Below are 18,532 nucleotides of genomic sequence, written 5' to 3' on the forward strand. Positions count from 1 at the left end.
ATGCTCACTTGGATTACTTTGCCCTTTGCTCAGCTAACAACCACACAGCTGTATGAAATGATGAAATTGCGTGTAGATGTATTCGTTGTTGAACAAACCTGCCCTTATCCTGAGCTAGATGGTAAGGACACACTGGAAGGCGTTTATCATCTAATAGGCTATCACGGTGATGAACTGGTTGCTTGCGCACGATTACTGCCCGCAGGCACCACGTATGACAATGTGAGTATTGGTCGAGTGGTGACAAAGCAAACCGCGCGAGGCGGTGGCTTAGGTCATAAGTTATTGGACAAGGCATTGGCACAATGCGAAACATTATGGCCAGGACAGACAATCGATATAGGTGCTCAAGAACACCTCATCCAGTTTTATGCAAGTCATGGATTCAAGGTTATCTCAGAGTGCTATCTTGAAGATGGTATCCCTCATGTGGATATGCGGAAAGAAGCCGTAGCGCTATAAGCTTCAATTCGATTGGTTACTATGAAAACTAATCGCTATGAAAAACTGACTAAAAAGACGCGATATTCGCGTCTTTTCATTTGAAGCGTTTACTTGTTACGCCCAAAGGTCCCATCCGATAAACGGAAAAACATAACGGACCGCCCGCTTTTTTCCAGCTGTAGCATATCTAACTCGCCTTCGTCACTAAGCTTAAAGCGAATCAACTGTCCCTGCTTTATTTGGCTTAGCGGCTTATCACTGCCTTCTATTTTGACCAGAGCGCTAAGATCCGCCATAGAGAGCTGATTACTTCTGAAAACCTGCGCTAATGTATCACCATTTTTAACCGTGTACTCTTTCCAATCTTCAGATTTCGGTCCAGAGTTCTGAGAGGTTCTCTGCTGGCTTAAACTCTGCGCGTTCAGCTCAATCGCTACGCGTTGATGATCGACCTCAGTCTGCTCAACTGGTTGATCTGTTTTATTAGGCAAAGGAATAACAAGGAGTACCAGAATCAATGGCACTAAGACCATCAAAGCACGCTGGTGAAATTTAGGCAGACGCAACCAAAACTGCTTAACAGGCTGTATACGCTCCAACCATTGCTCTTTGTTGAACGGCTGCTTCCAGTCGATAGCAGCGAATTTTTGTTTAACCAATTCGACATAGTCGACTTGCTGCTTTTTCTTTCTGCGACGATTCATTGTAATGAGTCCCTTAATACTTCTACGGCCAGTATAAAAATACCGACGCGGAGAGTATATGTTTTTCACCAAACTAAAATGGAATTGGGATTAAATTAGCAGAAATTTCACTTGGAGTAAGAGATAAGTCACAACCTGGTCGCCTCAATTAAGCATTCAGTCGCAATCATTTAAACCTAAGCTCGAAACTGATATCCTGTTACCTTTATCACTCCTAATAAGAGCGACATTCATGTCTGAAATTAAATTTGAAACTGCAGAACAAAAAGCAAGCTACGGCATTGGTCTGCAAATGGGTCAGCAACTTGCAGGCTCTGGTCTTGAAGGTCTTAGCGTTGATGCTATCGCAGCAGGTATTGCAACAGCACTAACTGGTGACATGCCATCAATCGAAATTGATGAAATCAACAAAGCACTACAAGAACTTCACACTCGTGCAGAAACAGCTCGCCAAGAAGCAGCAAAAATTGCGGCAGCAGAAGGCGAAGCGTTCCTAAAAGACAACGCTCTACGACCTGAAGTTAACGTTCTAGACTCTGGTCTTCAGTACGAAATCATTTCTGAAGGTACTGGTGCAGTTCCTACAGCAGAAAGCTCAGTTCGCGTTCACTACCACGGTGAGCTAACTGACGGTACTGTATTCGATAGCTCTGTATCTCGCGGTCAACCTGCTGAATTCCCTGTTACAGGTGTAATCAAAGGTTGGGTAGAGGCACTACAACTAATGCCTGTTGGCTCTAAGTGGAAGCTATACGTACCACAAGATCTTGCGTACGGTGAGCGTGGCGCTGGTGCGGCTATCCCTCCATTTGCAGCTTTAGTTTTCGAAGTAGAACTATTAGATATTATCTAATTGAAACCATTTTCAATTATGATTAAATAAAACGGCGCACTAGCGCCGTTTTTTTGTCTAAACTGAATAGACTTTCTCACCTCTGAACCTTTCACTCTGATAGCCTTTAAAAATAAAATCACTTTTAAAAAACGCTCAACCTTTGGAGGTACTATGCGTAAAACACTCCTAACTCTAGCACTCCTATCAATCAACATTGGTAGTGCGCACGCATTCTTAGATTCAGTCACTCAAAAAAGTAAAGAAAGTGGCCTGATGGACATGGTCGGCAGCAGCTTGAACACCGAGTCGTCTCCATTAACAGACATGCTAACTAGCCAATTACCAGTATCCACTGAGCAAGCAGCCGGAGGCAGTGGTGCACTACTCGCTTTGGCTCAAAGCCAGCTTTCGCAAGAAAATAGTAGTGAATTACAGTCTTTGATTCCTGGACTTTCAAACTTGCAAGGAGCACAAAGCTTACTAGGAAATATTGAGAATATCAGTGCAGTAAAAAGTGCATTCGATACGTTAGGTTTAGACCCATCTATGATCAGTCAGTTTGCTCCAGTAATCTTGGATTACTTGAACAAGCAAGGCGCTAGCGAAGGGCTTCTAAGTTCGTTGGGCGGGTTGTGGAATACTAGTAAATAAGCGTAAGTGATAATCACTTTTTAAATTGCCAGTCTGCATGGGTTGAAATAAATGCAGGCTGGATATAAAGGTTTACAGAATTACAGATACAAAAAAGCCGAGCTAATGCTCGGCTTTCTCGTTCTTACGAACTGATTACTCAGCAGCTTCTTCAGCAGCTGGGCGATCTACAAGCTCAATGTAAGCCATTGGAGCTTTATCGCCAGCACGGAAGCCAGCTTTTAGGATACGAGTGTAACCGCCCTGACGAGCAGCAAAACGTGGACCTAGTTCGTTAAATAGTTTTGCAACTACTTCGTTGTCACGAGTACGTGCAAATGCTAGACGACGGTTAGCAACACTGTCAGTCTTAGCTAGTGTAATCAAAGGCTCAACTACGCGACGTAGCTCTTTTGCTTTTGGCAAAGTAGTCTTGATAACTTCATGACGTACTAGAGAGCTAGCCATGTTGCTGAACATCGCTTTGCGATGTGAGCTGTTGCGGTTGAGTTGACGACCACTCTTACGATGGCGCATGACCTAATCCTTCTAACTAGTATCGATTAATCTTCAGCGATTGATGCAGGTGGCCAGTTTTCTAGGCGCATGCCCAGAGACAGACCACGTGACGCAAGTACGTCTTTAATCTCAGTAAGAGATTTTTTACCAAGGTTAGGCGTTTTAAGTAGCTCAACCTCAGTACGTTGTACTAGATCACCGATGTAGTGAATCGCTTCTGCTTTCAGACAGTTAGCAGAGCGAACTGTTAGTTCAAGATCGTCTACAGGACGCAGTAGGATCGGATCGAATTCTGGCTTCTCTTCCTTCTCCTCAGGAACTCGTACATCACGAAGATCTACGAATGCATCCAATTGTTCAGCTAGGATTGTAGCTGCACGACGGATTGCTTCCTCAGGTTCTAGAGTACCGTTTGTTTCCATATCGATAACAAGCTTGTCTAGATCAGTACGCTGTTCTACACGAGCTGCTTCTACAGCGTAGGCAATTTTGTCTACTGGGCTGTAAGTAGCATCTACTAGTAGGCGACCGATAGGACGCTCGTCTTCTTCGTTATGGATACGCGCAGAAGCTGGAACATAACCACGACCACGTTCAACTTTGATACGCATTGCGATCTCAGCGTTGTCATCCGTCAGGTGACAAATTACGTGTTCAGGGTTAGCGATCTCTACATCACCATCATGGGTGATGTCACCTGCAACCACAGGGCCCGAGCCTGATTTGTTCAAAGTAATGAACACTTCATCTTTGCCTTCGGCAACGCGCACAGCCAAACCTTTAAGGTTTAGAAGAATTTCAAGAATATCTTCTTGAACGCCTTCTTTCGTGCTGTACTCATGAAGTACGCCTTCAATTTCTACTTCTGTTACAGCACAACCTGGCATAGAAGATAGAAGGATGCGGCGAAGTGCATTACCCAGAGTATGACCAAAGCCACGCTCTAATGGCTCAAGAGTTACTTTTGCGTGAGTCGAGCTGATTTGTTCGATGTCAACTAGACGTGGCTTAAGAAATTCTGTTACAGAACCCTGCATTGTGTCCTCTCTTTAGTTTAAACCTTACTTAGAGTAAAGCTCGACGATCAATTGTTCGTTGATGTCAGCTGATAGATCAGAACGCTCAGGCATACGCTTGAATGTACCTTCCATCTTGCCACCATCTACTTCAATCCAAGTTGGTTTTTCACGTTGTTCAGCAACTTCTAGAGCTGCTTTGATACGAGCTTGCTGTTTAGCTTTCTCGCGAATAGAAACAACGTCATTAGCCGCTACTTTGAAAGAAGGAACGTTTACAACTTTACCGTTTACTAGGATAGCTTTGTGGCTAACTAGCTGACGTGCTTCTGCGCGAGTTGCGCCAAAGCCCATGCGGTAAACTACGTTATCAAGACGACCTTCAAGAAGCTGAAGTAGGTTTTCACCAGTGTTGCCTTTTAGGCGAGCAGCTTCTTTGTAGTAGTTACGGAATTGTTTTTCTAGAACGCCGTACATACGACGTACTTTTTGCTTCTCACGAAGCTGAACGCCATACTCAGATAGACGACCGCGACGAGCGCCGTGTACACCTGGTGCGTTATCAATTTTACACTTGGTATCGATCGCGCGAACACCAGACTTAAGGAATAAGTCAGTGCCTTCACGACGGCTAAGCTTCAGCTTAGGACCCAAATATCTTGCCATGATTCTTCTCCAATTGTCCTAGAAACGTTATACGCGACGTTTCTTAGGTGGACGACAACCGTTATGAGGGATTGGTGTAGCATCAACGATGTTTGTGATGCGGAAACCAGCGGCGTTTAGTGCACGAACAGTAGATTCGCGACCTGGACCAGGACCCTTAACCATAACTTCCAAGTTCTTTAGGCCGTATTCTTTAGCCATTTCAGCACAACGCTCAGCAGCAACCTGTGCAGCGAACGGAGTAGACTTACGAGAACCACGGAAACCAGAACCACCTGCAGTAGCCCATGCAAGAGCGTTACCTTGACGGTCAGTAATGGTTACGATTGTGTTATTGAAAGAAGCATGGATGTGCGCAACGCCATCTGCAACTTGCTTGCGTACGCGCTTACGAGCGCGAGTTGGTTGTTTAGCCATTGTACTCTACCTTCCCGATTATTTCTTGATCGGCTTACGCGGACCCTTACGGGTGCGAGCGTTGGTTTTAGTACGCTGTCCACGTAGTGGTAGACTGCGACGATGACGAAGACCACGGTAACAGCCAAGGTCCATAAGACGCTTGATGTTCATAGATACTTCACGACGTAGATCACCTTCTACAGTGTACTTAGCTACACCATCACGCAGTTGATCGATCTGCTCTTCAGTTAGTTCACTGATCTTAACATTTTCAGCAATACCCACTTCAGCTAGGATAGCTTGAGAGCGAGTTTTACCGATGCCGTAGATCGCTGTTAGAGCGATTACTGCATGTTTCTGATCAGGAATGTTAATGCCTGCTATACGGGCCATTATTCACTCCTAAGTGTTTCTATAAAAGAATTAGCCGCAGCAAAGCCCGTTATGGATACGCTGCGGAATACTACTTCTTTTGCACGCAAAAGGTAGGCCGAGGAATATACTCGACCCAACCTTCATTTTCAAGTAAAAATTTCTGCTAATTAGCCTTGGCGCTGTTTGTGCTTTGGCTCACTGCAAATCACGCGAACGACACCGTTACGCTTGATTACTTTACAGTTACGGCAGATTTTTTTAACGGAAGCACGAACTTTCATTGCTAAACTCCGTAAATGAAACTGAGTCTACCGCCGGATTAACGGCCGTAGCCTTTCAGATTCGCTTTCTTCAACACAGAATCATACTGTTGAGACATCAGATGAGTCTGTACCTGTGCCATAAAGTCCATAATTACAACAACTACGATTAGTAGCGATGTACCGCCGAAGTAGAAACGTACGTTCCACGCGACCATCATGAACTCGGGAATCAGACAGATAAAGGTAATGTACAGTGCACCAGCAAGGGTTAAACGTGTCATTACTTTATCAATGTATTTCGCTGTCTGCTCACCTGGGCGGATACCGGGTACGAATGCACCAGACTTCTTCAAGTTATCTGCTGTTTCACGCGGGTTGAAAACCAACGCCGTGTAGAAGAAACAGAAGAAGATAATTGCTGCTGCATAAAGCATTACATACAACGGTTGACCTGGGCTAAGAGCCAAAGACACGTCAGTTAACCAACCGAACGCGCTGCTCTCACCGTTTTGACCAAACCACTGAGCCAATGTTCCTGGGAACAAGATAATACTTGATGCAAAAATCGCTGGAATTACACCTGCCATGTTAATTTTAAGAGGCAAGTGCGAGCTTTGCGCAGCAAATACTTTACGACCTTGTTGACGTTTCGCATAGTTAACGACGATTCGGCGTTGACCACGTTCCATGAAAACAACGAAGTAAATTACTGCAAAAGCTAATACCGCGATTAGCAACAGAAGAAGTACATGCAATTCACCTTGACGCGCTTGCTCGATTGTTTGACCGATTGCAGAAGGCAATCCAGCAACAATACCTGCAAAAATCAGTATCGAAATACCGTTACCAATTCCGCGCTCTGTAATTTGTTCACCTAACCACATCAAGAACATGGTACCGGTTACTAAACTTACGGTAGCAATTAGCGTAAACATGGTTTGGTTGATAACAACCAGATTGTCGACCATGTTTGGTAGGCCAGTTGCAATACCTATAGCTTGGAAGGTTGCAAGTACAAGCGTGCCGTAGCGTGTGTATTGGCTTATCTTACGACGGCCTGCTTCACCCTCTTTTTTGAGTTCAGCTAACGCTGGATGAACTACAGTTAGCAATTGGACAACAATAGATGCCGAAATATACGGCATGATGCCCAATGCTAATATAGATGCACGCTCAAGAGCACCACCGGAGAACATGTTAAACATTTCAACGATGGTACCTTTTTGCTGTTCGAACAAATCGGCAAGTACAGCAGCGTCAATACCAGGAATCGGCACAAAAGAGCCGGCTCGGAATACTAAAAGTGCACCAATTACGAATAACAAGCGCGACTTTAGTTCACTTAAGCCGCTCTGAGCACTACGAAAATCTTGTCCTGGTTTCTTAGCCATCTGTACCTCGTTCCTCGAGATTATTCCTCGATTTTACCGCCTGCAGCTTCGATTGCAGCTTTAGCGCCTTTAGTCACACGTAGACCTTTAACAGTCACTGCTTTGTTGATTTCACCAGAAAGAACAACTTTTACAAATTCGATGTTCTTAGTGATGATGTTAGCAGCTTTAAGACTGTTTAGATCAACTACGTCACCAGAAACTTTCGCTAGCTCAGCTAGACGAACTTCAGCAGACACTAGGCTCTTACGAGAAGTGAAACCGAATTTTGGTAGACGTTGTTTCAGAGGCATCTGACCGCCTTCGAAACCTGGACGAACACTGCCGCCAGAACGTGATTTTTGACCTTTGTGACCACGGCCACCAGTTTTACCTAGGCCTGAACCGATACCACGACCTACTCGCTTCGCAGAAGTTTTCGCGCCAGCAGCCGGTGCTAGAGTATTCAAACGCATTCTGATTACTCCTCAACTTTAACCATGTAGTAAACCTTGTTGATCATACCGCGAATACACGGAGTATCTTCAAGTTCTACTGTGTGGTTGATTTTACGAAGACCTAGACCGCGCAAAGTAGCTTTGTGCTTTGGCAGACGACCAATTGAGCTTTTAGTTTGAGTTACTTTAATAGTTGCCATGGTGTTCTTACTCCGAAATAGATTCAACAGTTAGACCACGTTTAGCAGCAACCATTTCTGGTGACTTCATGCTACCTAGTGCATCGATCGTTGCACGAACGATGTTGATAGGGTTCGTAGAACCGTACGCTTTAGATAGTACGTTGTGTACACCAGCAACTTCTAGTACTGCACGCATCGCACCACCTGCGATAACACCAGTACCTTCTGCAGCAGGCTGCATGTAAACTTTAGAGCCCGAATGGCGACCTTTCACTGGGTGGTGAAGAGTGCCTTCGTTTAGAGCGATCGTAGTCATGTTACGACGCGCTTTTTCCATTGCTTTTTGAATCGCTGCAGGTACTTCACGAGCTTTGCCGTAACCGAAACCTACACGACCGTTACCGTCACCAACTACTGTTAGTGCAGTGAAGCTCATGATTCGACCACCTTTAACCGTTTTAGAAACACGGTTAACTGCGATTAGCTTTTCTTGCAAATCATTCGCTTGAACTTGTTGTTCTTTAGCCATCTTCCAACCCTACCTTAGAATTTCAGACCAGCTTCGCGAGCAGATTCTGCTAGCGCCGCTACTCGACCGTGGTATTGGAAACCAGAACGATCAAATGCAACTGCAGTTACGCCCTTCTCTAGAGCGCGCTCAGCAATAGCTTTACCCACTGCTTTAGCTGCATCAACGTTACCAGTGTATTTCACTTGCTCACGGATCGCTTTTTCTACAGTAGAAGCTGCTGCGATAACCTCAGAGCCGTTAGCCGCGATAACCTGTGCGTACACGTGACGAGGAGTACGGTGTACAACTAGGCGAGTCGCACCCAGTTCTGCAATCTTACGACGTGCACGTGTAGCACGACGGATGCGAGATGCTTTCTTATCCATAGTGTTACCTTACTTCTTCTTAGCTTCTTTAGTACGCACATTTTCATCTGCGTAACGAACACCTTTGCCTTTGTATGGCTCAGGCTCACGGTAAGAACGAATGTCAGCCGCAACTTGACCAACTAGTTGCTTGTCAGCACCAGTGATCACGATTTCAGTTTGGCTTGGACATTCAGCTTTAATACCCGCTGGCAACTCGTGCTCAACTGGGTGTGAGAAGCCTAGTGTTAGACCTACAGCGTTGCCTTTGATAGCAGCACGGTAACCTACACCTTTAAGAGTTAGCTTCTTAGTAAAGCCTTCAGTAACACCAACAACCATGTTGTTAACTAGAGCGCGAGCAGTACCTGCTTGAGCCCATGCGTTAGCAACACCTTCTTTAGGACCGAAAGTCAGGTTATTTTCTTCCTGAGCGATTACAACTGCGTTGTTAAGAACGCGAGTTAGTTCGCCTTTCGCACCTTTTACAGTGATTTCTTGGCCGTTTAGTTTCACCTCTACGCCAGCTGGAATAGCGACAGGTGCTTTTGCAACACGAGACATAGTCTACTCCTTATTAAGCTACGTAAGCGATGATTTCACCACCAAGACCTGCTTTACGTGCAGCGCGGTCTGACATAAGACCCTTGGAAGTAGAAACGATAGCAATACCAAGACCACCCATTACTGAAGGAAGTTCATCTTTCTTCTTGTAAACACGTAGACCTGGACGAGAAACACGTTTAAGTTGCTCGATTACTGGTTTAGCTTGGAAGTACTTAAGTGTAACTTCTAGCTCAGGTTTTGCTTCGCCTTCAACAGCGAAGTCAACGATGTAACCTTCAGCTTTTAGTAGTGCAGCAATTGCAACTTTAAGCTTTGAAGAAGGCATTTTTACAGCAACTTTGTTTGCTGCCTGACCGTTACGAACGCGGGTCAGCATATCCGAAATCGGATCTTGCATGCTCATATGATTTACTCCAAATGATTAAGTGGCAATTACCAGCTAGCCTTACGAAGACCCGGAATCTCGCCTTTCATGCAAGCTTCACGAACCTTAATACGGCTTAGACCGAACTTACGTAGGTAACCGTGTGGACGACCAGTTTGGTTGCAACGGTTGCGCTGACGTGATGCACTTGAATCACGTGGAAGAGATTGCAGTGTAAGAACCGCGTTCCAACGATCTTCTTCAGATGCGTTTACATCGCTGATGATAGCTTTTAGCGCTGCACGCTTTTCAGCGAACTTAGCTACTAGCTTCGCACGTTTTGCTTCACGTGCTTTCATTGAATTTTTAGCCATAACAGTAACCCTTCACCTTACTTACGGAATGGGAAGTTAAAGGCAGCCAGCAGAGCACGGCCTTCCTCATCAGTACCAGCAGACGTCGTAATAGTGATGTCTAGACCGCGTACTCGATCAACTTTATCAAAGTCGATTTCCGGGAAGATGATTTGCTCGCGAACGCCCATGCTGTAGTTACCGCGACCGTCAAAAGACTTAGCGCTAACACCACGGAAGTCACGTACACGTGGAAGAGCGATGTTAATTAAACGCTCAAGAAAATCCCACATACGTTCGCCACGCAAGGTTACTTTACAACCGATAGGGTAGCCTTCACGGATTTTGAAACCTGCAACAGATTTGCGCGCTTTTGTGATAAGTGGCTTTTGACCAGAGATCGTTGCCATATCAGACGCTGCATTTTCTAGCAGTTTCTTATCGTTGATTGCTTCACCAACACCCATGTTTAGGGTGATTTTCTCGATTCTAGGGACTTGCATGACGCTTGTGTAACCGAACTGTTTGGTCAGTTCAGCGACTACAGACGACTTGTAGTAATCATGCAGTTTCGCCATAGTAGAACTCCAAATTACTTCTATTAGTTAGAAACGGTTTCGCCGTTAGACTTGAAGAAACGAACTTTTTTGCCGTCTTCAAAACGGAAACCGATACGGTCAGCTTTACCAGTAGCTGCGTTAAAGATAGCCACGTTAGAAACGTCGATAGCTGCTTCTTGCTCTACGATACCGCCTTGGATACCCATAGCTGGAACAGGTTTCTGATGTTTCTTAACTAGGTTGATACCTTCAACGATAACTTTACCAGTTGCTAGAACCTTAGTTACTTTACCTTTCTTGCCTTTGTCTTTACCAGCAAGAACGATTACTTCGTCATTACGACGGATTTTAGCTGCCATTTCTACGTGCTCCTTACAGAACTTCTGGAGCCAGTGAAACGATCTTCATGAACTTATCGCCACGAAGTTCGCGTGTCACAGGACCAAAGATACGTGTACCGATTGGTTGCTCAGTATTGTCGTTTAGCAATACGCAAGCATTTCGGTCGAAGCGAATGACAGAACCGTCAGGACGACGTACGCCTTTACGGGTGCGCACTACCACCGCCTTCAGAACATCACCTTTTTTAACTTTACCGCGAGGGATTGCTTCCTTCACAGTAACTTTGATGACGTCACCGATATGTGCATAACGGCGGTGAGAGCCACCCAGAACCTTAATACACATTACGCTGCGTGCGCCTGAGTTATCAGCTGCGTCCAGCATACTTTGCATTTGGATCATGTTAGTGCTCCGCTAAATATTAATAACTAGACCCATCACGGGTCGGGCTGCCTCTTTAAAAGGGACGCGAATTGTACCACCCTTTTTTGTGATTGGGTAGTCAAAAAATAAACGGCTCCAAAAATATTTTGGAGCCGCTTTAATTTCATAGAATTAACGAGATTAAATCTTCGCCTTTTCTAGAACTTTTACCAAAGTCCAAGACTTAGTCTTAGACAGTGGACGACACTCTGCGATTTCAACTGTGTCGCCTAGGCCACACTCGTTGTTCTCGTCATGTGCGTGTACTTTAGTCGTACGTTTTACGTATTTACCGTAGATTGGGTGTTTTACGAAACGTTCGATAGCAACAGTGATAGACTTGTCCATCTTGTCGCTAACAACACGACCTTGTTGAGTACGTTTTACTTCGCTCATTATGCGCCTGCCTTCTCAGTCAAAACAGTTTTCACACGTGCGATATCACGGCGTACAGCTTTCAGAGTATGAGTTTGCTGTAGTTGACCAGTCGCAGCTTGCATGCGCAAGTTGAACTGTTCGCGTAGCAAATTCATTAGCTCAGCGTTAAGCTCTTCAACGCTTTTCTCGCGTAGATCTTGTGCTTTCATCACATCACCTGCTTAGTTACAAATGTAGTTTTGAAAGGCAGTTTACGTGCCGCAAGACGGAACGCTTCACGTGCCAATTCTTCAGGTACACCACCCATTTCGTACATAACCTTACCAGGTTGGATTTGGGCTACCCAGTACTCAACGTTACCTTTACCCTTACCTTGACGAACTTCAAGTGGTTTTTCTGTGATTGGTTTGTCTGGGAACACACGGATCCAGATTTTACCTTGACGCTTAACGTGACGTGTCATTGCACGACGTGCCGCTTCGATTTGACGAGCAGTTAGACGACCACGGCCAACAGCTTTAAGACCGAATTCGCCGAAGCTTACATCAGTACCTTTAGCTAGACCACGGTTACGACCAGTCTGAACCTTACGGAACTTAGTACGTTTAGGTTGTAGCATCTGTCGACTCCTTACTTACGGCCTTTACGCTGCTTCTTAGGCTTGTCGCCTTTAGGCTCTACAGCGTTAGCTGCTGGCATACCACCTAGGATTTCACCTTTGAAGATCCAAGTTTTAATGCCGATCACACCGTATTGAGTGTGAGCCGAAGAAGTTGCGTAATCAATGTCAGCACGTAGAGTGTGTAGAGGCACACGGCCTTCACGGTACCACTCTGAACGTGCGATTTCAGCGCCGCCTAGACGACCGCTTACTTCCACTTTGATACCTTTAGCGCCTAGGCGCATAGCGTTTTGTACTGCGCGCTTCATAGCACGACGGAACATAACACGACGCTCTAGCTGAGACGCGATGCTGTCACCAACAAGTTGCGCATCTAGTTCAGGCTTACGTACTTCAGCGATGTTAATTTGCGCTGGTACACCTGCAATTTTAGCTACAGCTGCGCGTAGCTTCTCAACGTCTTCACCTTTCTTACCGATAACAACGCCTGGACGAGCAGTGTGAATAGTCACACGGATGCTCTTAGCAGGACGCTCGATAACGATACGTGATAGAGACGCTTTTTTCAGTTCACTTGTAAGGAACTGACGTACCTTGAAGTCGCCGTCTAGGTTGTCAGCGAAATCTTTGGTGTTAGCAAACCATGTAGCATTCCAAGGCTTAACGATGCCTAGACGAATACCATTTGGATGTACTTTTTGACCCATTGCTTACTCTCCTAGTCTCTAGCGATCTGCTACAACAACAGTGATGTGGCTTGAACGCTTCAAGATACGATCCGCACGACCTTTAGCACGAGGCATAATACGCTTCATGGTTGGGCCTTCATCTACAAAGATTTTTGCGACATTCAGATCGTCAATATCTGCACCTTCGTTGTGCTCCGCGTTAGCGATAGCAGACTCTAGAACTTTCTTAACTAGTGCAGCAGCTTTTTTGTTGCTGAACGTTAGGATTTCTAGAGCTTGGTCAACAGATTTACCACGGATTAGATCCGCAACTAAGCGAGCTTTCTGAGGCGAAATGCGAGCAAAGTTATGTTTAGCAATTGCTTCCATTATCTACTCCTTAGCGCTTCTTAGCTTTCTTATCCGCAGCGTGACCGCGGTAAGTACGTGTTGGTGCGAATTCACCCAGTTTGTGACCGATCATTTCATCAGTTACAAATACTGGTACGTGCTGACGACCATTATGGACAGCGATGGTCAAACCGATCATCGTAGGGATGATCATTGAACGACGGGACCAAGTCTTAATAGGCTTTTTGTCTCCGCTTTCCACCGCTTTCTCTACCTTCTTCAGCAAGTGTAGGTCAATAAAAGGACCTTTCTTGAGAGAACGTGGCATGGCGATTCCTCTTTATATAGATTACTTGTTACGACGACGTACGATGTACTTGTCAGTGCGTTTGTTCTTACGAGTCTTGAAGCCTTTAGTAGGCATACCCCAAGGAGATACTGGGTGACGACCACCAGAAGTACGACCTTCACCACCACCATGTGGGTGGTCAATCGGGTTCATTACAACACCACGAACCGTTGGACGGATACCGCGATGACGTGATGCACCTGCTTTACCAAGTTCACGTAGCATGTGCTCAGAGTTACCAACTTCACCGATTGTTGCACGGCCTTCAGAAAGAACTTTGCGCATCTCGCCAGAACGTAGACGGATAGTTACGTACGCACCGTCGCGAGCAACGATTTGAGCGTAAGCACCAGCCGAACGAGCTAGCTGACCACCTTTACCAGGCTTAAGTTCAACGTTATGTACTGTTGAACCTACTGGGATATTACGCATTGGTAGAGTGTTACCAGCTTTGATTGGTGCATCAACACCAGACTGAATAACATCACCAGCTACAACACCTTTAGGTGCTAGGATGTAGCGACGCTCACCGTCTTTGTAAAGAACTAGAGCAATGTTTGCGCTACGGTTTGGATCGTATTCAAGACGCTCAACTGTCGCTGGAATACCATCTTTAGTACGTTTGAAGTCAACTACACGGTAGTGGTGCTTGTGACCACCGCCGATGTGACGTACTGTGATACGACCCTTGTTGTTACGACCACCGTTCTTAGAGTTTTTCTCTAGAAGAGGTGCGTATGGCTTGCCCTTGTGTAGGTCAGCGTTAACAACTTTAACAACGTGACGACGACCAGGGGAAGTCGGCTTACATTTAACAATAGCCATTTTTAACTACTCCTGTTATTCCGCGCCGCCAACGAAGTCAAGATCTTGACCTTCTTTCAAAGTAACGTACGCTTTCTTAACGTCGCTGCGGCGACCTTGGCGTAGACCTTGACGTTTGGTCTTACCCTTAGTGATAAGAGTATTTACAGACTTAACTTCAACTTCAAATAGCTTTTCTACAGCTGCTTTGATCTCTTTTTTAGTCGCATCTTTAGCTACTTTGAAAACGATAGTGTTCGCTTTCTCAGCTGCCATAGTTGCTTTTTCAGAGATGTGCGGTGCACGTAGAACTTTTAGGATACGCTCTTCAGTGATCATGCTAGCATTTCCTCTACTTGCTTAACTGCTTCTGCAGTCATTACAACTTTGTCAAACGCGATTAGAGATACTGGATCGATACCAGCAACATCACGTGCGTCAACTTTGTATAGGTTACGAGCAGCTAGGAATAGATTCTCATCTACTTCGCTAGTCACGATTAGAGCGTCAGTTAGCTCAAGCTCTTTGAGCTTAGCAACTAGCTCTTTAGTCTTTGGTGCTTCAACTGAGAAGTTATCAACAACGATTAGACGCTCTTGACGAACAAGCTCAGAAAGAATGCTCTTCATAGCACCACGGTACATTTTTTTGTTTACTTTTTGGCTGTGATCTTGTGGTTTCGCAGCAAAAGTAACACCACCTGTACGCCAGATTGGGCTACGGATTGTACCAGCACGCGCACGGCCAGTACCTTTTTGACGCCATGGCTTAGCGCCACCGCCAGAAACTTCTGAACGTGTTTTTTGAGCACGAGTACCTTGACGAGCACCTGCTGCGTACGCAACAACTACTTGGTGTACAAGAGCTTCGTTAAACTCACGTCCGAAAGTAGTTTCGGAAACAGTTAGTGCATCGGCACCTTTAACCATTAGTTCCATTACTTACTCCTGAGACGTTATGCTTTAACAGCTGGTTTAACGATCACGTTGCCGCCAGTTGCGCCTGGGACTGCACCTTTAATAAGAAGCAGGTTGCGCTCAGCGTCAACACGTACGATCTCTAGGTTTTGAGTCGTTACACGCTCAGCACCCATGTGACCTGCCATTTTCTTGCCTTTAAATACGCGACCTGGAGTCTGACATTGACCGATAGAACCAGGAGCACGGTGAGACAATGAGTTACCGTGAGTCATATCTTGAGTACGGAAGTTCCAACGCTTAACAGCGCCTTGGAAACCTTTACCCTTAGATGTACCAGTAACGTCTACTTTCTTAGTTTCGTTGAATAGTTCAACAGTTAGTTCTGAACCAACTTCGAACTCTTCGCCGTTTTCTAAACGGAATTCCCAAAGACCGCGACCAGCTTCAACGCCAGCTTTAGCAAAGTGACCTGCTTCAGCTTTGTTTACACGGTTAGCTTTCTTAGAACCAGCTGTAACCTGGATTGCTGCGTAGCCGTCAGTTTCAAGAGTTTTCACTTGAGAAACACGGTTAGCTTCAACCTCAACAACTGTTACTGGGATAGAAACGCCTTCTTCAGTAAATACGCGGGTCATGCCCACTTTACGACCGATTAGACCAATCATACTTCTAATCTCCCTTAACCTAGGCTAATTTGAACGTCAACGCCCGCAGCAAGGTCTAGACGCATTAGAGCATCAACAGTCTTGTCTGTTGGCTCAACGATGTCGATTAGACGCTTGTGAGTACGGATTTCGTACTGGTCACGTGCTTTCTTGTTAACGTGTGGAGAGATAAGAACTGTGAAACGCTCTTTACGAGTTGGCAGTGGGATTGGACCACGAACCTGTGCGCCAGTGCGCTTAGCTGTTTCAACGATTTCCGCTGTAGAAGCATCGATTAGTTTGTAATCGAAAGCTTTTAGGCGGATACGGATACGTTGGTTCTGCATGAGACAGAGCTCCAAATTTAATAAATTACACAAACAATATCGCCACTCAAACTCGTCAAGACGAGAGAATGCCGATTGATTTATGTGAAACCGTAGCATCCAAGATTAGGACGCATTGTCAGTTAATTTTCGATTAACTATCCCTATATGCCAAAGTCACCTTTGAGGATAGTTTTTCCGAAGAAAAGATAGCTAATTGTATTAACCGCGAACATAAGCTGAGTATACATTACCTCGCAAATCCTTAGATTTGCTCGCTCCTCACTGCTCATTGGTTCACAACTGGCTTAACCAGTGCGCTGCATTATACAGATCACACTTTAGGTTGCAAGCGCTGAGTGAAAAATAATCGGGAATATTCCAAACCCCATACATTCCTCTTCGCTTGGTAGCCATTAAAACAAAAAGGACGCCGAAGCGTCCTTTTCTAAACTGTAATCGTAATAGCGGCTGCTATTATTTCTTACCGCTTGATAGTGCACCGAAACGCTTGTTGAAGCGATCAACACGGCCGCCTGTATCAACGATACGTTGCTTACCAGTGTAGAATGGGTGACACTTGTCACATACGTCTAGGTGGATAGACTCTTTACCTAGAGTAGAGTTGAACTCAAAAGAGTTGCCGCAAGAACAAGTCGCTTTTACTGCTTTGTATTCTGGGTGGATACCAGCTTTCATGGGATAACCTCAATAGTAGGCCGTGTCGCTATACGAATCTAAGCCGCACACCACACGCAATTAATAATAAAATGGGATACCGCATCAACTAATTGCCGAAGCCATATCTCAAGGCGCGATATAGTAAAGAATCACATTGCTCGGATCAACACATTTGGCAACTTTTTCGCCACTTTTTTAGCCAGACTAATCATAGAGGCACGATTCACGCTGAATCACATAGCTTTACTCGAATTTCCATACCGATTTTAATAGACTCTCATTTCCTTTCCCTCTTTTTAATAGCTAAGAATTTATGCGTCCAACCATTGCTAGAGTGGCATTACCCGTTCCGCTCGACAAACAATTTGATTACGCCATTCCGGGGCACCTGTTTCCGATCATTGGTGGACGCGTTTCCGTGCCTTTTGGACGCCAAACCTTAGTCGGCATCGTCACCGCAATGGTTAATCACTCGGACTTTCCCAAAGATCAACTCAAGCCAATCAAAGCAGTTCTTGATTCTCAGCCGATATGGTCTGAAAAGCTTTATTCGTTGCTGACTTGGTGCAGCCAGTTCTACCAATACCCACTTGGAGATACGCTACACAATGCGATGCCAGCAGCTCTACGTAAAGGAAAGCCTGCAGATTTTGCGACGCTACAAGAGTGGCAAATTACCGAATCCGGTAAAGACAAGCTGATGCAAGGGCTTGATCGTCGAGCGGTCAAACAACAGAAGGTCTTGCAAATGTTGGTTAACGGCGCTTTGCCTCACCAGGAATTTGTCGACCAAGAGATAGCCTCAACAGTACTAAAGTCTTTAGAAGAGAAAGGCTGGATTGAACGTATCGAGAAGAAGCCTGTAATCACCCAGTGGGGACAGCACGTTGAATGCGACGTCGAGAAGCCAAAGCTCAACCACGAACAAGCGCTGGCTATTGCGAGTGTAAATAGCCAAACAGGTTTTGCCTCCTATTTATTAGAAGGCGTCACGGGCTCAGGTAAGACAGAAGTGTACCTCAACCTTATCAAGCCAGTTTTAGAGCAAGGGAAACAAGCCTTGGTTTTAGTACCAGAGATTGGCTTAACGCCCCAAACCATCAACCGCTTTAAACGCCGTTTTAATGTGCCAGTTGACGTCATCCACTCCGGGTTAAACGAGACGGAGCGTCTGAATGCGTGGCTTTCTGCACGCGACAAAGCGGCCGGAATCATTATCGGCACACGCTCTGCCCTACTCGCGCCTTTTGCTGATCTCGGGATTATCATTGTGGACGAGGAACATGACACCTCTTACAAACAGCAAGATAGCTTGCGTTATCATGCACGCGATGTTGCTGTAATGCGCGCTCATAAAGAACAAGTTCCGATTGTTCTGGGCTCAGCCACACCTGCACTGGAGACATTGCACAATGCCTTGTCAGGCAAGTATCACCATTTAAC

General features: G+C 45.5%; 34 protein-coding genes. 4 read left to right on the forward strand and 30 right to left on the reverse strand.

Features of this window, described 5'->3' with window-relative positions; translation table 11 throughout:
- The gene (locus tag R7F07_RS21020) at window positions 1–462 is read left to right on the forward strand and encodes a GNAT family N-acetyltransferase (RefSeq protein WP_085569734.1); all 462 of its coding nucleotides are present in this window, start codon (window positions 1–3) and stop codon (window positions 460–462) included.
- An 89-nt stretch (window positions 463–551) separates the two neighbouring features.
- Here the strand turns inward: R7F07_RS21020 and R7F07_RS21025 are convergent, their stop codons facing one another.
- Complete coding sequence (locus R7F07_RS21025) at window positions 552–1,148, reverse strand: LysM-like peptidoglycan-binding domain-containing protein (RefSeq protein WP_017820296.1); 597 nt, start codon at window positions 1,146–1,148, stop codon at window positions 552–554.
- Between the two features lie 232 nt (window positions 1,149–1,380).
- Here R7F07_RS21025 and R7F07_RS21030 point away from each other — a divergent pair, with 232 nt between their 5' ends.
- A complete protein-coding gene (locus R7F07_RS21030) occupies window positions 1,381–2,001 on the forward strand; it encodes an FKBP-type peptidyl-prolyl cis-trans isomerase (protein ID WP_005383137.1) in 621 nt (206 codons plus the stop codon).
- Window positions 2,002–2,154: 153 nt separating this feature from the next.
- A complete protein-coding gene (locus R7F07_RS21035) occupies window positions 2,155–2,634 on the forward strand; it encodes a DUF2780 domain-containing protein (RefSeq protein ID WP_017820297.1) in 480 nt (159 codons plus the stop codon).
- Between the two features lie 135 nt (window positions 2,635–2,769).
- Here the strand turns inward: R7F07_RS21035 and rplQ are convergent, their stop codons facing one another.
- From rplQ to rpmE, 29 genes are all read right to left on the reverse strand, one after another.
- Window positions 2,770–3,150 (reverse strand): 50S ribosomal protein L17, encoded by a 381-nt coding sequence (rplQ, locus tag R7F07_RS21040; RefSeq protein ID WP_005383141.1) that lies wholly within the window; start codon window positions 3,148–3,150, stop codon window positions 2,770–2,772.
- A gap of 26 nt (window positions 3,151–3,176) precedes the next feature.
- Window positions 3,177–4,169, reverse strand: a complete 993-nt coding sequence (locus R7F07_RS21045; RefSeq protein ID WP_005383143.1) for a DNA-directed RNA polymerase subunit alpha — start codon at window positions 4,167–4,169, stop codon at window positions 3,177–3,179.
- A gap of 24 nt (window positions 4,170–4,193) precedes the next feature.
- Window positions 4,194–4,814 carry a 30S ribosomal protein S4 gene (gene rpsD / locus R7F07_RS21050; RefSeq protein WP_005383146.1) on the reverse strand — a complete coding sequence of 207 codons (621 nt, stop codon included), beginning with the start codon at window positions 4,812–4,814 and terminating at the stop codon, window positions 4,194–4,196.
- 27 nt (window positions 4,815–4,841) lie between these two features.
- The gene (rpsK, locus tag R7F07_RS21055; protein ID WP_001118870.1) at window positions 4,842–5,231 is read right to left on the reverse strand and encodes a 30S ribosomal protein S11; all 390 of its coding nucleotides are present in this window, start codon (window positions 5,229–5,231) and stop codon (window positions 4,842–4,844) included.
- A gap of 18 nt (window positions 5,232–5,249) precedes the next feature.
- Window positions 5,250–5,606 (reverse strand): 30S ribosomal protein S13, encoded by a 357-nt coding sequence (rpsM, locus tag R7F07_RS21060; RefSeq protein WP_005383154.1) that lies wholly within the window; start codon window positions 5,604–5,606, stop codon window positions 5,250–5,252.
- A gap of 149 nt (window positions 5,607–5,755) precedes the next feature.
- Window positions 5,756–5,869 carry a 50S ribosomal protein L36 gene (gene rpmJ / locus R7F07_RS21065; RefSeq protein ID WP_000868186.1) on the reverse strand — a complete coding sequence of 38 codons (114 nt, stop codon included), beginning with the start codon at window positions 5,867–5,869 and terminating at the stop codon, window positions 5,756–5,758.
- A 38-nt stretch (window positions 5,870–5,907) separates the two neighbouring features.
- Window positions 5,908–7,242 carry a preprotein translocase subunit SecY gene (gene secY, locus R7F07_RS21070; RefSeq protein WP_005379562.1) on the reverse strand — a complete coding sequence of 445 codons (1,335 nt, stop codon included), beginning with the start codon at window positions 7,240–7,242 and terminating at the stop codon, window positions 5,908–5,910.
- A gap of 20 nt (window positions 7,243–7,262) precedes the next feature.
- Entirely contained in the window at window positions 7,263–7,697 is a 435-nt protein-coding gene (gene rplO / locus R7F07_RS21075) for a 50S ribosomal protein L15 (protein WP_005383155.1), read from the reverse strand.
- A 5-nt stretch (window positions 7,698–7,702) separates the two neighbouring features.
- Window positions 7,703–7,879, reverse strand: a complete 177-nt coding sequence (gene rpmD / locus R7F07_RS21080; RefSeq protein ID WP_005379565.1) for a 50S ribosomal protein L30 — start codon at window positions 7,877–7,879, stop codon at window positions 7,703–7,705.
- A 7-nt stretch (window positions 7,880–7,886) separates the two neighbouring features.
- Entirely contained in the window at window positions 7,887–8,390 is a 504-nt protein-coding gene (gene rpsE / locus R7F07_RS21085; RefSeq protein WP_004745894.1) for a 30S ribosomal protein S5, read from the reverse strand.
- A gap of 14 nt (window positions 8,391–8,404) precedes the next feature.
- Entirely contained in the window at window positions 8,405–8,758 is a 354-nt protein-coding gene (rplR, locus tag R7F07_RS21090; RefSeq protein ID WP_005379568.1) for a 50S ribosomal protein L18, read from the reverse strand.
- 9 nt (window positions 8,759–8,767) lie between these two features.
- The gene (gene rplF, locus R7F07_RS21095; protein ID WP_005379570.1) at window positions 8,768–9,301 is read right to left on the reverse strand and encodes a 50S ribosomal protein L6; all 534 of its coding nucleotides are present in this window, start codon (window positions 9,299–9,301) and stop codon (window positions 8,768–8,770) included.
- A 13-nt stretch (window positions 9,302–9,314) separates the two neighbouring features.
- Entirely contained in the window at window positions 9,315–9,707 is a 393-nt protein-coding gene (gene rpsH, locus R7F07_RS21100; protein ID WP_005379572.1) for a 30S ribosomal protein S8, read from the reverse strand.
- A gap of 29 nt (window positions 9,708–9,736) precedes the next feature.
- Window positions 9,737–10,042, reverse strand: coding sequence for a 30S ribosomal protein S14 (gene rpsN / locus R7F07_RS21105; protein ID WP_004410442.1), 306 nt, complete (start codon window positions 10,040–10,042; stop codon window positions 9,737–9,739).
- Window positions 10,043–10,059: 17 nt separating this feature from the next.
- Window positions 10,060–10,599, reverse strand: coding sequence for a 50S ribosomal protein L5 (gene rplE / locus R7F07_RS21110; RefSeq protein ID WP_005379573.1), 540 nt, complete (start codon window positions 10,597–10,599; stop codon window positions 10,060–10,062).
- A gap of 23 nt (window positions 10,600–10,622) precedes the next feature.
- Window positions 10,623–10,940, reverse strand: coding sequence for a 50S ribosomal protein L24 (gene rplX, locus R7F07_RS21115; protein WP_005379574.1), 318 nt, complete (start codon window positions 10,938–10,940; stop codon window positions 10,623–10,625).
- A 13-nt stretch (window positions 10,941–10,953) separates the two neighbouring features.
- Window positions 10,954–11,325 (reverse strand): 50S ribosomal protein L14, encoded by a 372-nt coding sequence (gene rplN / locus R7F07_RS21120; RefSeq protein WP_004410450.1) that lies wholly within the window; start codon window positions 11,323–11,325, stop codon window positions 10,954–10,956.
- A 162-nt stretch (window positions 11,326–11,487) separates the two neighbouring features.
- Window positions 11,488–11,742 (reverse strand): 30S ribosomal protein S17, encoded by a 255-nt coding sequence (gene rpsQ, locus R7F07_RS21125; protein ID WP_005379575.1) that lies wholly within the window; start codon window positions 11,740–11,742, stop codon window positions 11,488–11,490.
- Window positions 11,742–11,933: a 50S ribosomal protein L29 gene (gene rpmC, locus R7F07_RS21130; protein ID WP_005379576.1), complete on the reverse strand. Its 192-nt coding sequence runs from the start codon at window positions 11,931–11,933 to the stop codon at window positions 11,742–11,744. The genes rpsQ and rpmC overlap by 1 nt, the downstream gene beginning before the upstream one ends.
- A complete protein-coding gene (rplP, locus tag R7F07_RS21135) occupies window positions 11,933–12,343 on the reverse strand; it encodes a 50S ribosomal protein L16 (protein ID WP_005379577.1) in 411 nt (136 codons plus the stop codon). Before rplP ends, rpmC begins: the two co-directional genes overlap by 1 nt.
- A gap of 11 nt (window positions 12,344–12,354) precedes the next feature.
- The gene (gene rpsC, locus R7F07_RS21140; RefSeq protein WP_005383161.1) at window positions 12,355–13,053 is read right to left on the reverse strand and encodes a 30S ribosomal protein S3; all 699 of its coding nucleotides are present in this window, start codon (window positions 13,051–13,053) and stop codon (window positions 12,355–12,357) included.
- Between the two features lie 18 nt (window positions 13,054–13,071).
- Window positions 13,072–13,404, reverse strand: coding sequence for a 50S ribosomal protein L22 (rplV, locus tag R7F07_RS21145; RefSeq protein ID WP_005383164.1), 333 nt, complete (start codon window positions 13,402–13,404; stop codon window positions 13,072–13,074).
- A 10-nt stretch (window positions 13,405–13,414) separates the two neighbouring features.
- Window positions 13,415–13,693, reverse strand: a complete 279-nt coding sequence (gene rpsS, locus R7F07_RS21150; protein WP_004394525.1) for a 30S ribosomal protein S19 — start codon at window positions 13,691–13,693, stop codon at window positions 13,415–13,417.
- Window positions 13,694–13,714: 21 nt separating this feature from the next.
- Entirely contained in the window at window positions 13,715–14,539 is an 825-nt protein-coding gene (gene rplB, locus R7F07_RS21155) for a 50S ribosomal protein L2 (RefSeq protein ID WP_005383168.1), read from the reverse strand.
- Between the two features lie 15 nt (window positions 14,540–14,554).
- Window positions 14,555–14,857, reverse strand: a complete 303-nt coding sequence (gene rplW / locus R7F07_RS21160; protein WP_004398471.1) for a 50S ribosomal protein L23 — start codon at window positions 14,855–14,857, stop codon at window positions 14,555–14,557.
- On the reverse strand, window positions 14,854–15,456 hold the full coding sequence (gene rplD, locus R7F07_RS21165) for a 50S ribosomal protein L4 (protein ID WP_005379556.1): 603 nt from the start codon (window positions 15,454–15,456) through the stop codon (window positions 14,854–14,856). Before rplD ends, rplW begins: the two co-directional genes overlap by 4 nt.
- A 17-nt stretch (window positions 15,457–15,473) precedes the next feature.
- Window positions 15,474–16,103, reverse strand: a complete 630-nt coding sequence (rplC, locus tag R7F07_RS21170) for a 50S ribosomal protein L3 (protein ID WP_005379555.1) — start codon at window positions 16,101–16,103, stop codon at window positions 15,474–15,476.
- Window positions 16,104–16,117: 14 nt separating this feature from the next.
- Window positions 16,118–16,429, reverse strand: coding sequence for a 30S ribosomal protein S10 (gene rpsJ / locus R7F07_RS21175; protein WP_004410492.1), 312 nt, complete (start codon window positions 16,427–16,429; stop codon window positions 16,118–16,120).
- Window positions 16,430–16,885: 456 nt separating this feature from the next.
- Window positions 16,886–17,107, reverse strand: coding sequence for a 50S ribosomal protein L31 (gene rpmE / locus R7F07_RS21180; protein ID WP_005379546.1), 222 nt, complete (start codon window positions 17,105–17,107; stop codon window positions 16,886–16,888).
- A 295-nt stretch (window positions 17,108–17,402) separates the two neighbouring features.
- Here rpmE and priA point away from each other — a divergent pair.
- Window positions 17,403–18,532 (forward strand): primosomal protein N' (priA, locus tag R7F07_RS21185; protein ID WP_318110557.1); only part of this gene is annotated, 1,130 nt, incomplete at its 3' end.

The sequence above is a fragment of the Vibrio sp. YT-16 genome (assembly GCF_033337405.1).
GTDB classification, from domain to species: Bacteria; Pseudomonadota; Gammaproteobacteria; order Enterobacterales; family Vibrionaceae; genus Vibrio; species Vibrio alginolyticus.

What these genes read in the sequence shown, in the direction of transcription:
- rpsC (WP_005383161.1), bottom strand. Translation starts at nt 13,053, where the DNA reads ATGGGTCAAAAAGTACATCCAAATGGTATTCGTCTAGGCATCGTTAAG.
- rplV (WP_005383164.1), bottom strand. Translation starts at nt 13,404, where the DNA reads ATGGAAGCAATTGCTAAACATAACTTTGCTCGCATTTCGCCTCAGAAA.
- rplC (WP_005379555.1), bottom strand. Translation starts at nt 16,103, where the DNA reads ATGATTGGTCTAATCGGTCGTAAAGTGGGCATGACCCGCGTATTTACT.
- rplO (WP_005383155.1), bottom strand. Translation starts at nt 7,697, where the DNA reads ATGCGTTTGAATACTCTAGCACCGGCTGCTGGCGCGAAAACTTCTGCG.
- rplD (WP_005379556.1), bottom strand. Translation starts at nt 15,456, where the DNA reads ATGGAACTAATGGTTAAAGGTGCCGATGCACTAACTGTTTCCGAAACT.
- rplE (WP_005379573.1), bottom strand. Translation starts at nt 10,599, where the DNA reads ATGGCGAAACTGCATGATTACTACAAGTCGTCTGTAGTCGCTGAACTG.
- rpmC (WP_005379576.1), bottom strand. Translation starts at nt 11,933, where the DNA reads ATGAAAGCACAAGATCTACGCGAGAAAAGCGTTGAAGAGCTTAACGCT.
- rpsS (WP_004394525.1), bottom strand. Translation starts at nt 13,693, where the DNA reads ATGCCACGTTCTCTCAAGAAAGGTCCTTTTATTGACCTACACTTGCTG.
- rpsK (WP_001118870.1), bottom strand. Translation starts at nt 5,231, where the DNA reads ATGGCTAAACAACCAACTCGCGCTCGTAAGCGCGTACGCAAGCAAGTT.
- R7F07_RS21035 (WP_017820297.1), top strand. Translation starts at nt 2,155, where the DNA reads ATGCGTAAAACACTCCTAACTCTAGCACTCCTATCAATCAACATTGGT.
- rplB (WP_005383168.1), bottom strand. Translation starts at nt 14,539, where the DNA reads ATGGCTATTGTTAAATGTAAGCCGACTTCCCCTGGTCGTCGTCACGTT.
- rpsJ (WP_004410492.1), bottom strand. Translation starts at nt 16,429, where the DNA reads ATGCAGAACCAACGTATCCGTATCCGCCTAAAAGCTTTCGATTACAAA.
- secY (WP_005379562.1), bottom strand. Translation starts at nt 7,242, where the DNA reads ATGGCTAAGAAACCAGGACAAGATTTTCGTAGTGCTCAGAGCGGCTTA.
- R7F07_RS21030 (WP_005383137.1), top strand. Translation starts at nt 1,381, where the DNA reads ATGTCTGAAATTAAATTTGAAACTGCAGAACAAAAAGCAAGCTACGGC.
- rplX (WP_005379574.1), bottom strand. Translation starts at nt 10,940, where the DNA reads ATGGCAGCTAAAATCCGTCGTAATGACGAAGTAATCGTTCTTGCTGGT.
- rpsM (WP_005383154.1), bottom strand. Translation starts at nt 5,606, where the DNA reads ATGGCCCGTATAGCAGGCATTAACATTCCTGATCAGAAACATGCAGTA.
- rplN (WP_004410450.1), bottom strand. Translation starts at nt 11,325, where the DNA reads ATGATCCAAATGCAAAGTATGCTGGACGCAGCTGATAACTCAGGCGCA.
- rpsH (WP_005379572.1), bottom strand. Translation starts at nt 9,707, where the DNA reads ATGAGCATGCAAGATCCGATTTCGGATATGCTGACCCGCGTTCGTAAC.
- rplQ (WP_005383141.1), bottom strand. Translation starts at nt 3,150, where the DNA reads ATGCGCCATCGTAAGAGTGGTCGTCAACTCAACCGCAACAGCTCACAT.
- rpsD (WP_005383146.1), bottom strand. Translation starts at nt 4,814, where the DNA reads ATGGCAAGATATTTGGGTCCTAAGCTGAAGCTTAGCCGTCGTGAAGGC.
- rpsQ (WP_005379575.1), bottom strand. Translation starts at nt 11,742, where the DNA reads ATGAGCGAAGTAAAACGTACTCAACAAGGTCGTGTTGTTAGCGACAAG.
- rplF (WP_005379570.1), bottom strand. Translation starts at nt 9,301, where the DNA reads ATGTCTCGTGTTGCAAAAGCACCTGTCGCTATTCCAGCTGGCGTAGAG.
- R7F07_RS21045 (WP_005383143.1), bottom strand. Translation starts at nt 4,169, where the DNA reads ATGCAGGGTTCTGTAACAGAATTTCTTAAGCCACGTCTAGTTGACATC.
- rpmJ (WP_000868186.1), bottom strand. Translation starts at nt 5,869, where the DNA reads ATGAAAGTTCGTGCTTCCGTTAAAAAAATCTGCCGTAACTGTAAAGTA.
- R7F07_RS21025 (WP_017820296.1), bottom strand. Translation starts at nt 1,148, where the DNA reads ATGAATCGTCGCAGAAAGAAAAAGCAGCAAGTCGACTATGTCGAATTG.
- rplW (WP_004398471.1), bottom strand. Translation starts at nt 14,857, where the DNA reads ATGATCACTGAAGAGCGTATCCTAAAAGTTCTACGTGCACCGCACATC.
- rpmD (WP_005379565.1), bottom strand. Translation starts at nt 7,879, where the DNA reads ATGGCAACTATTAAAGTAACTCAAACTAAAAGCTCAATTGGTCGTCTG.
- rpsN (WP_004410442.1), bottom strand. Translation starts at nt 10,042, where the DNA reads ATGGCTAAAAATTCAATGAAAGCACGTGAAGCAAAACGTGCGAAGCTA.
- rplR (WP_005379568.1), bottom strand. Translation starts at nt 8,758, where the DNA reads ATGGATAAGAAAGCATCTCGCATCCGTCGTGCTACACGTGCACGTCGT.
- rplP (WP_005379577.1), bottom strand. Translation starts at nt 12,343, where the DNA reads ATGCTACAACCTAAACGTACTAAGTTCCGTAAGGTTCAGACTGGTCGT.
- rpsE (WP_004745894.1), bottom strand. Translation starts at nt 8,390, where the DNA reads ATGGCTAAAGAACAACAAGTTCAAGCGAATGATTTGCAAGAAAAGCTA.
- R7F07_RS21020 (WP_085569734.1), top strand. Translation starts at nt 1, where the DNA reads ATGCTCACTTGGATTACTTTGCCCTTTGCTCAGCTAACAACCACACAG.
- rpmE (WP_005379546.1), bottom strand. Translation starts at nt 17,107, where the DNA reads ATGAAAGCTGGTATCCACCCAGAATACAAAGCAGTAAAAGCGACTTGT.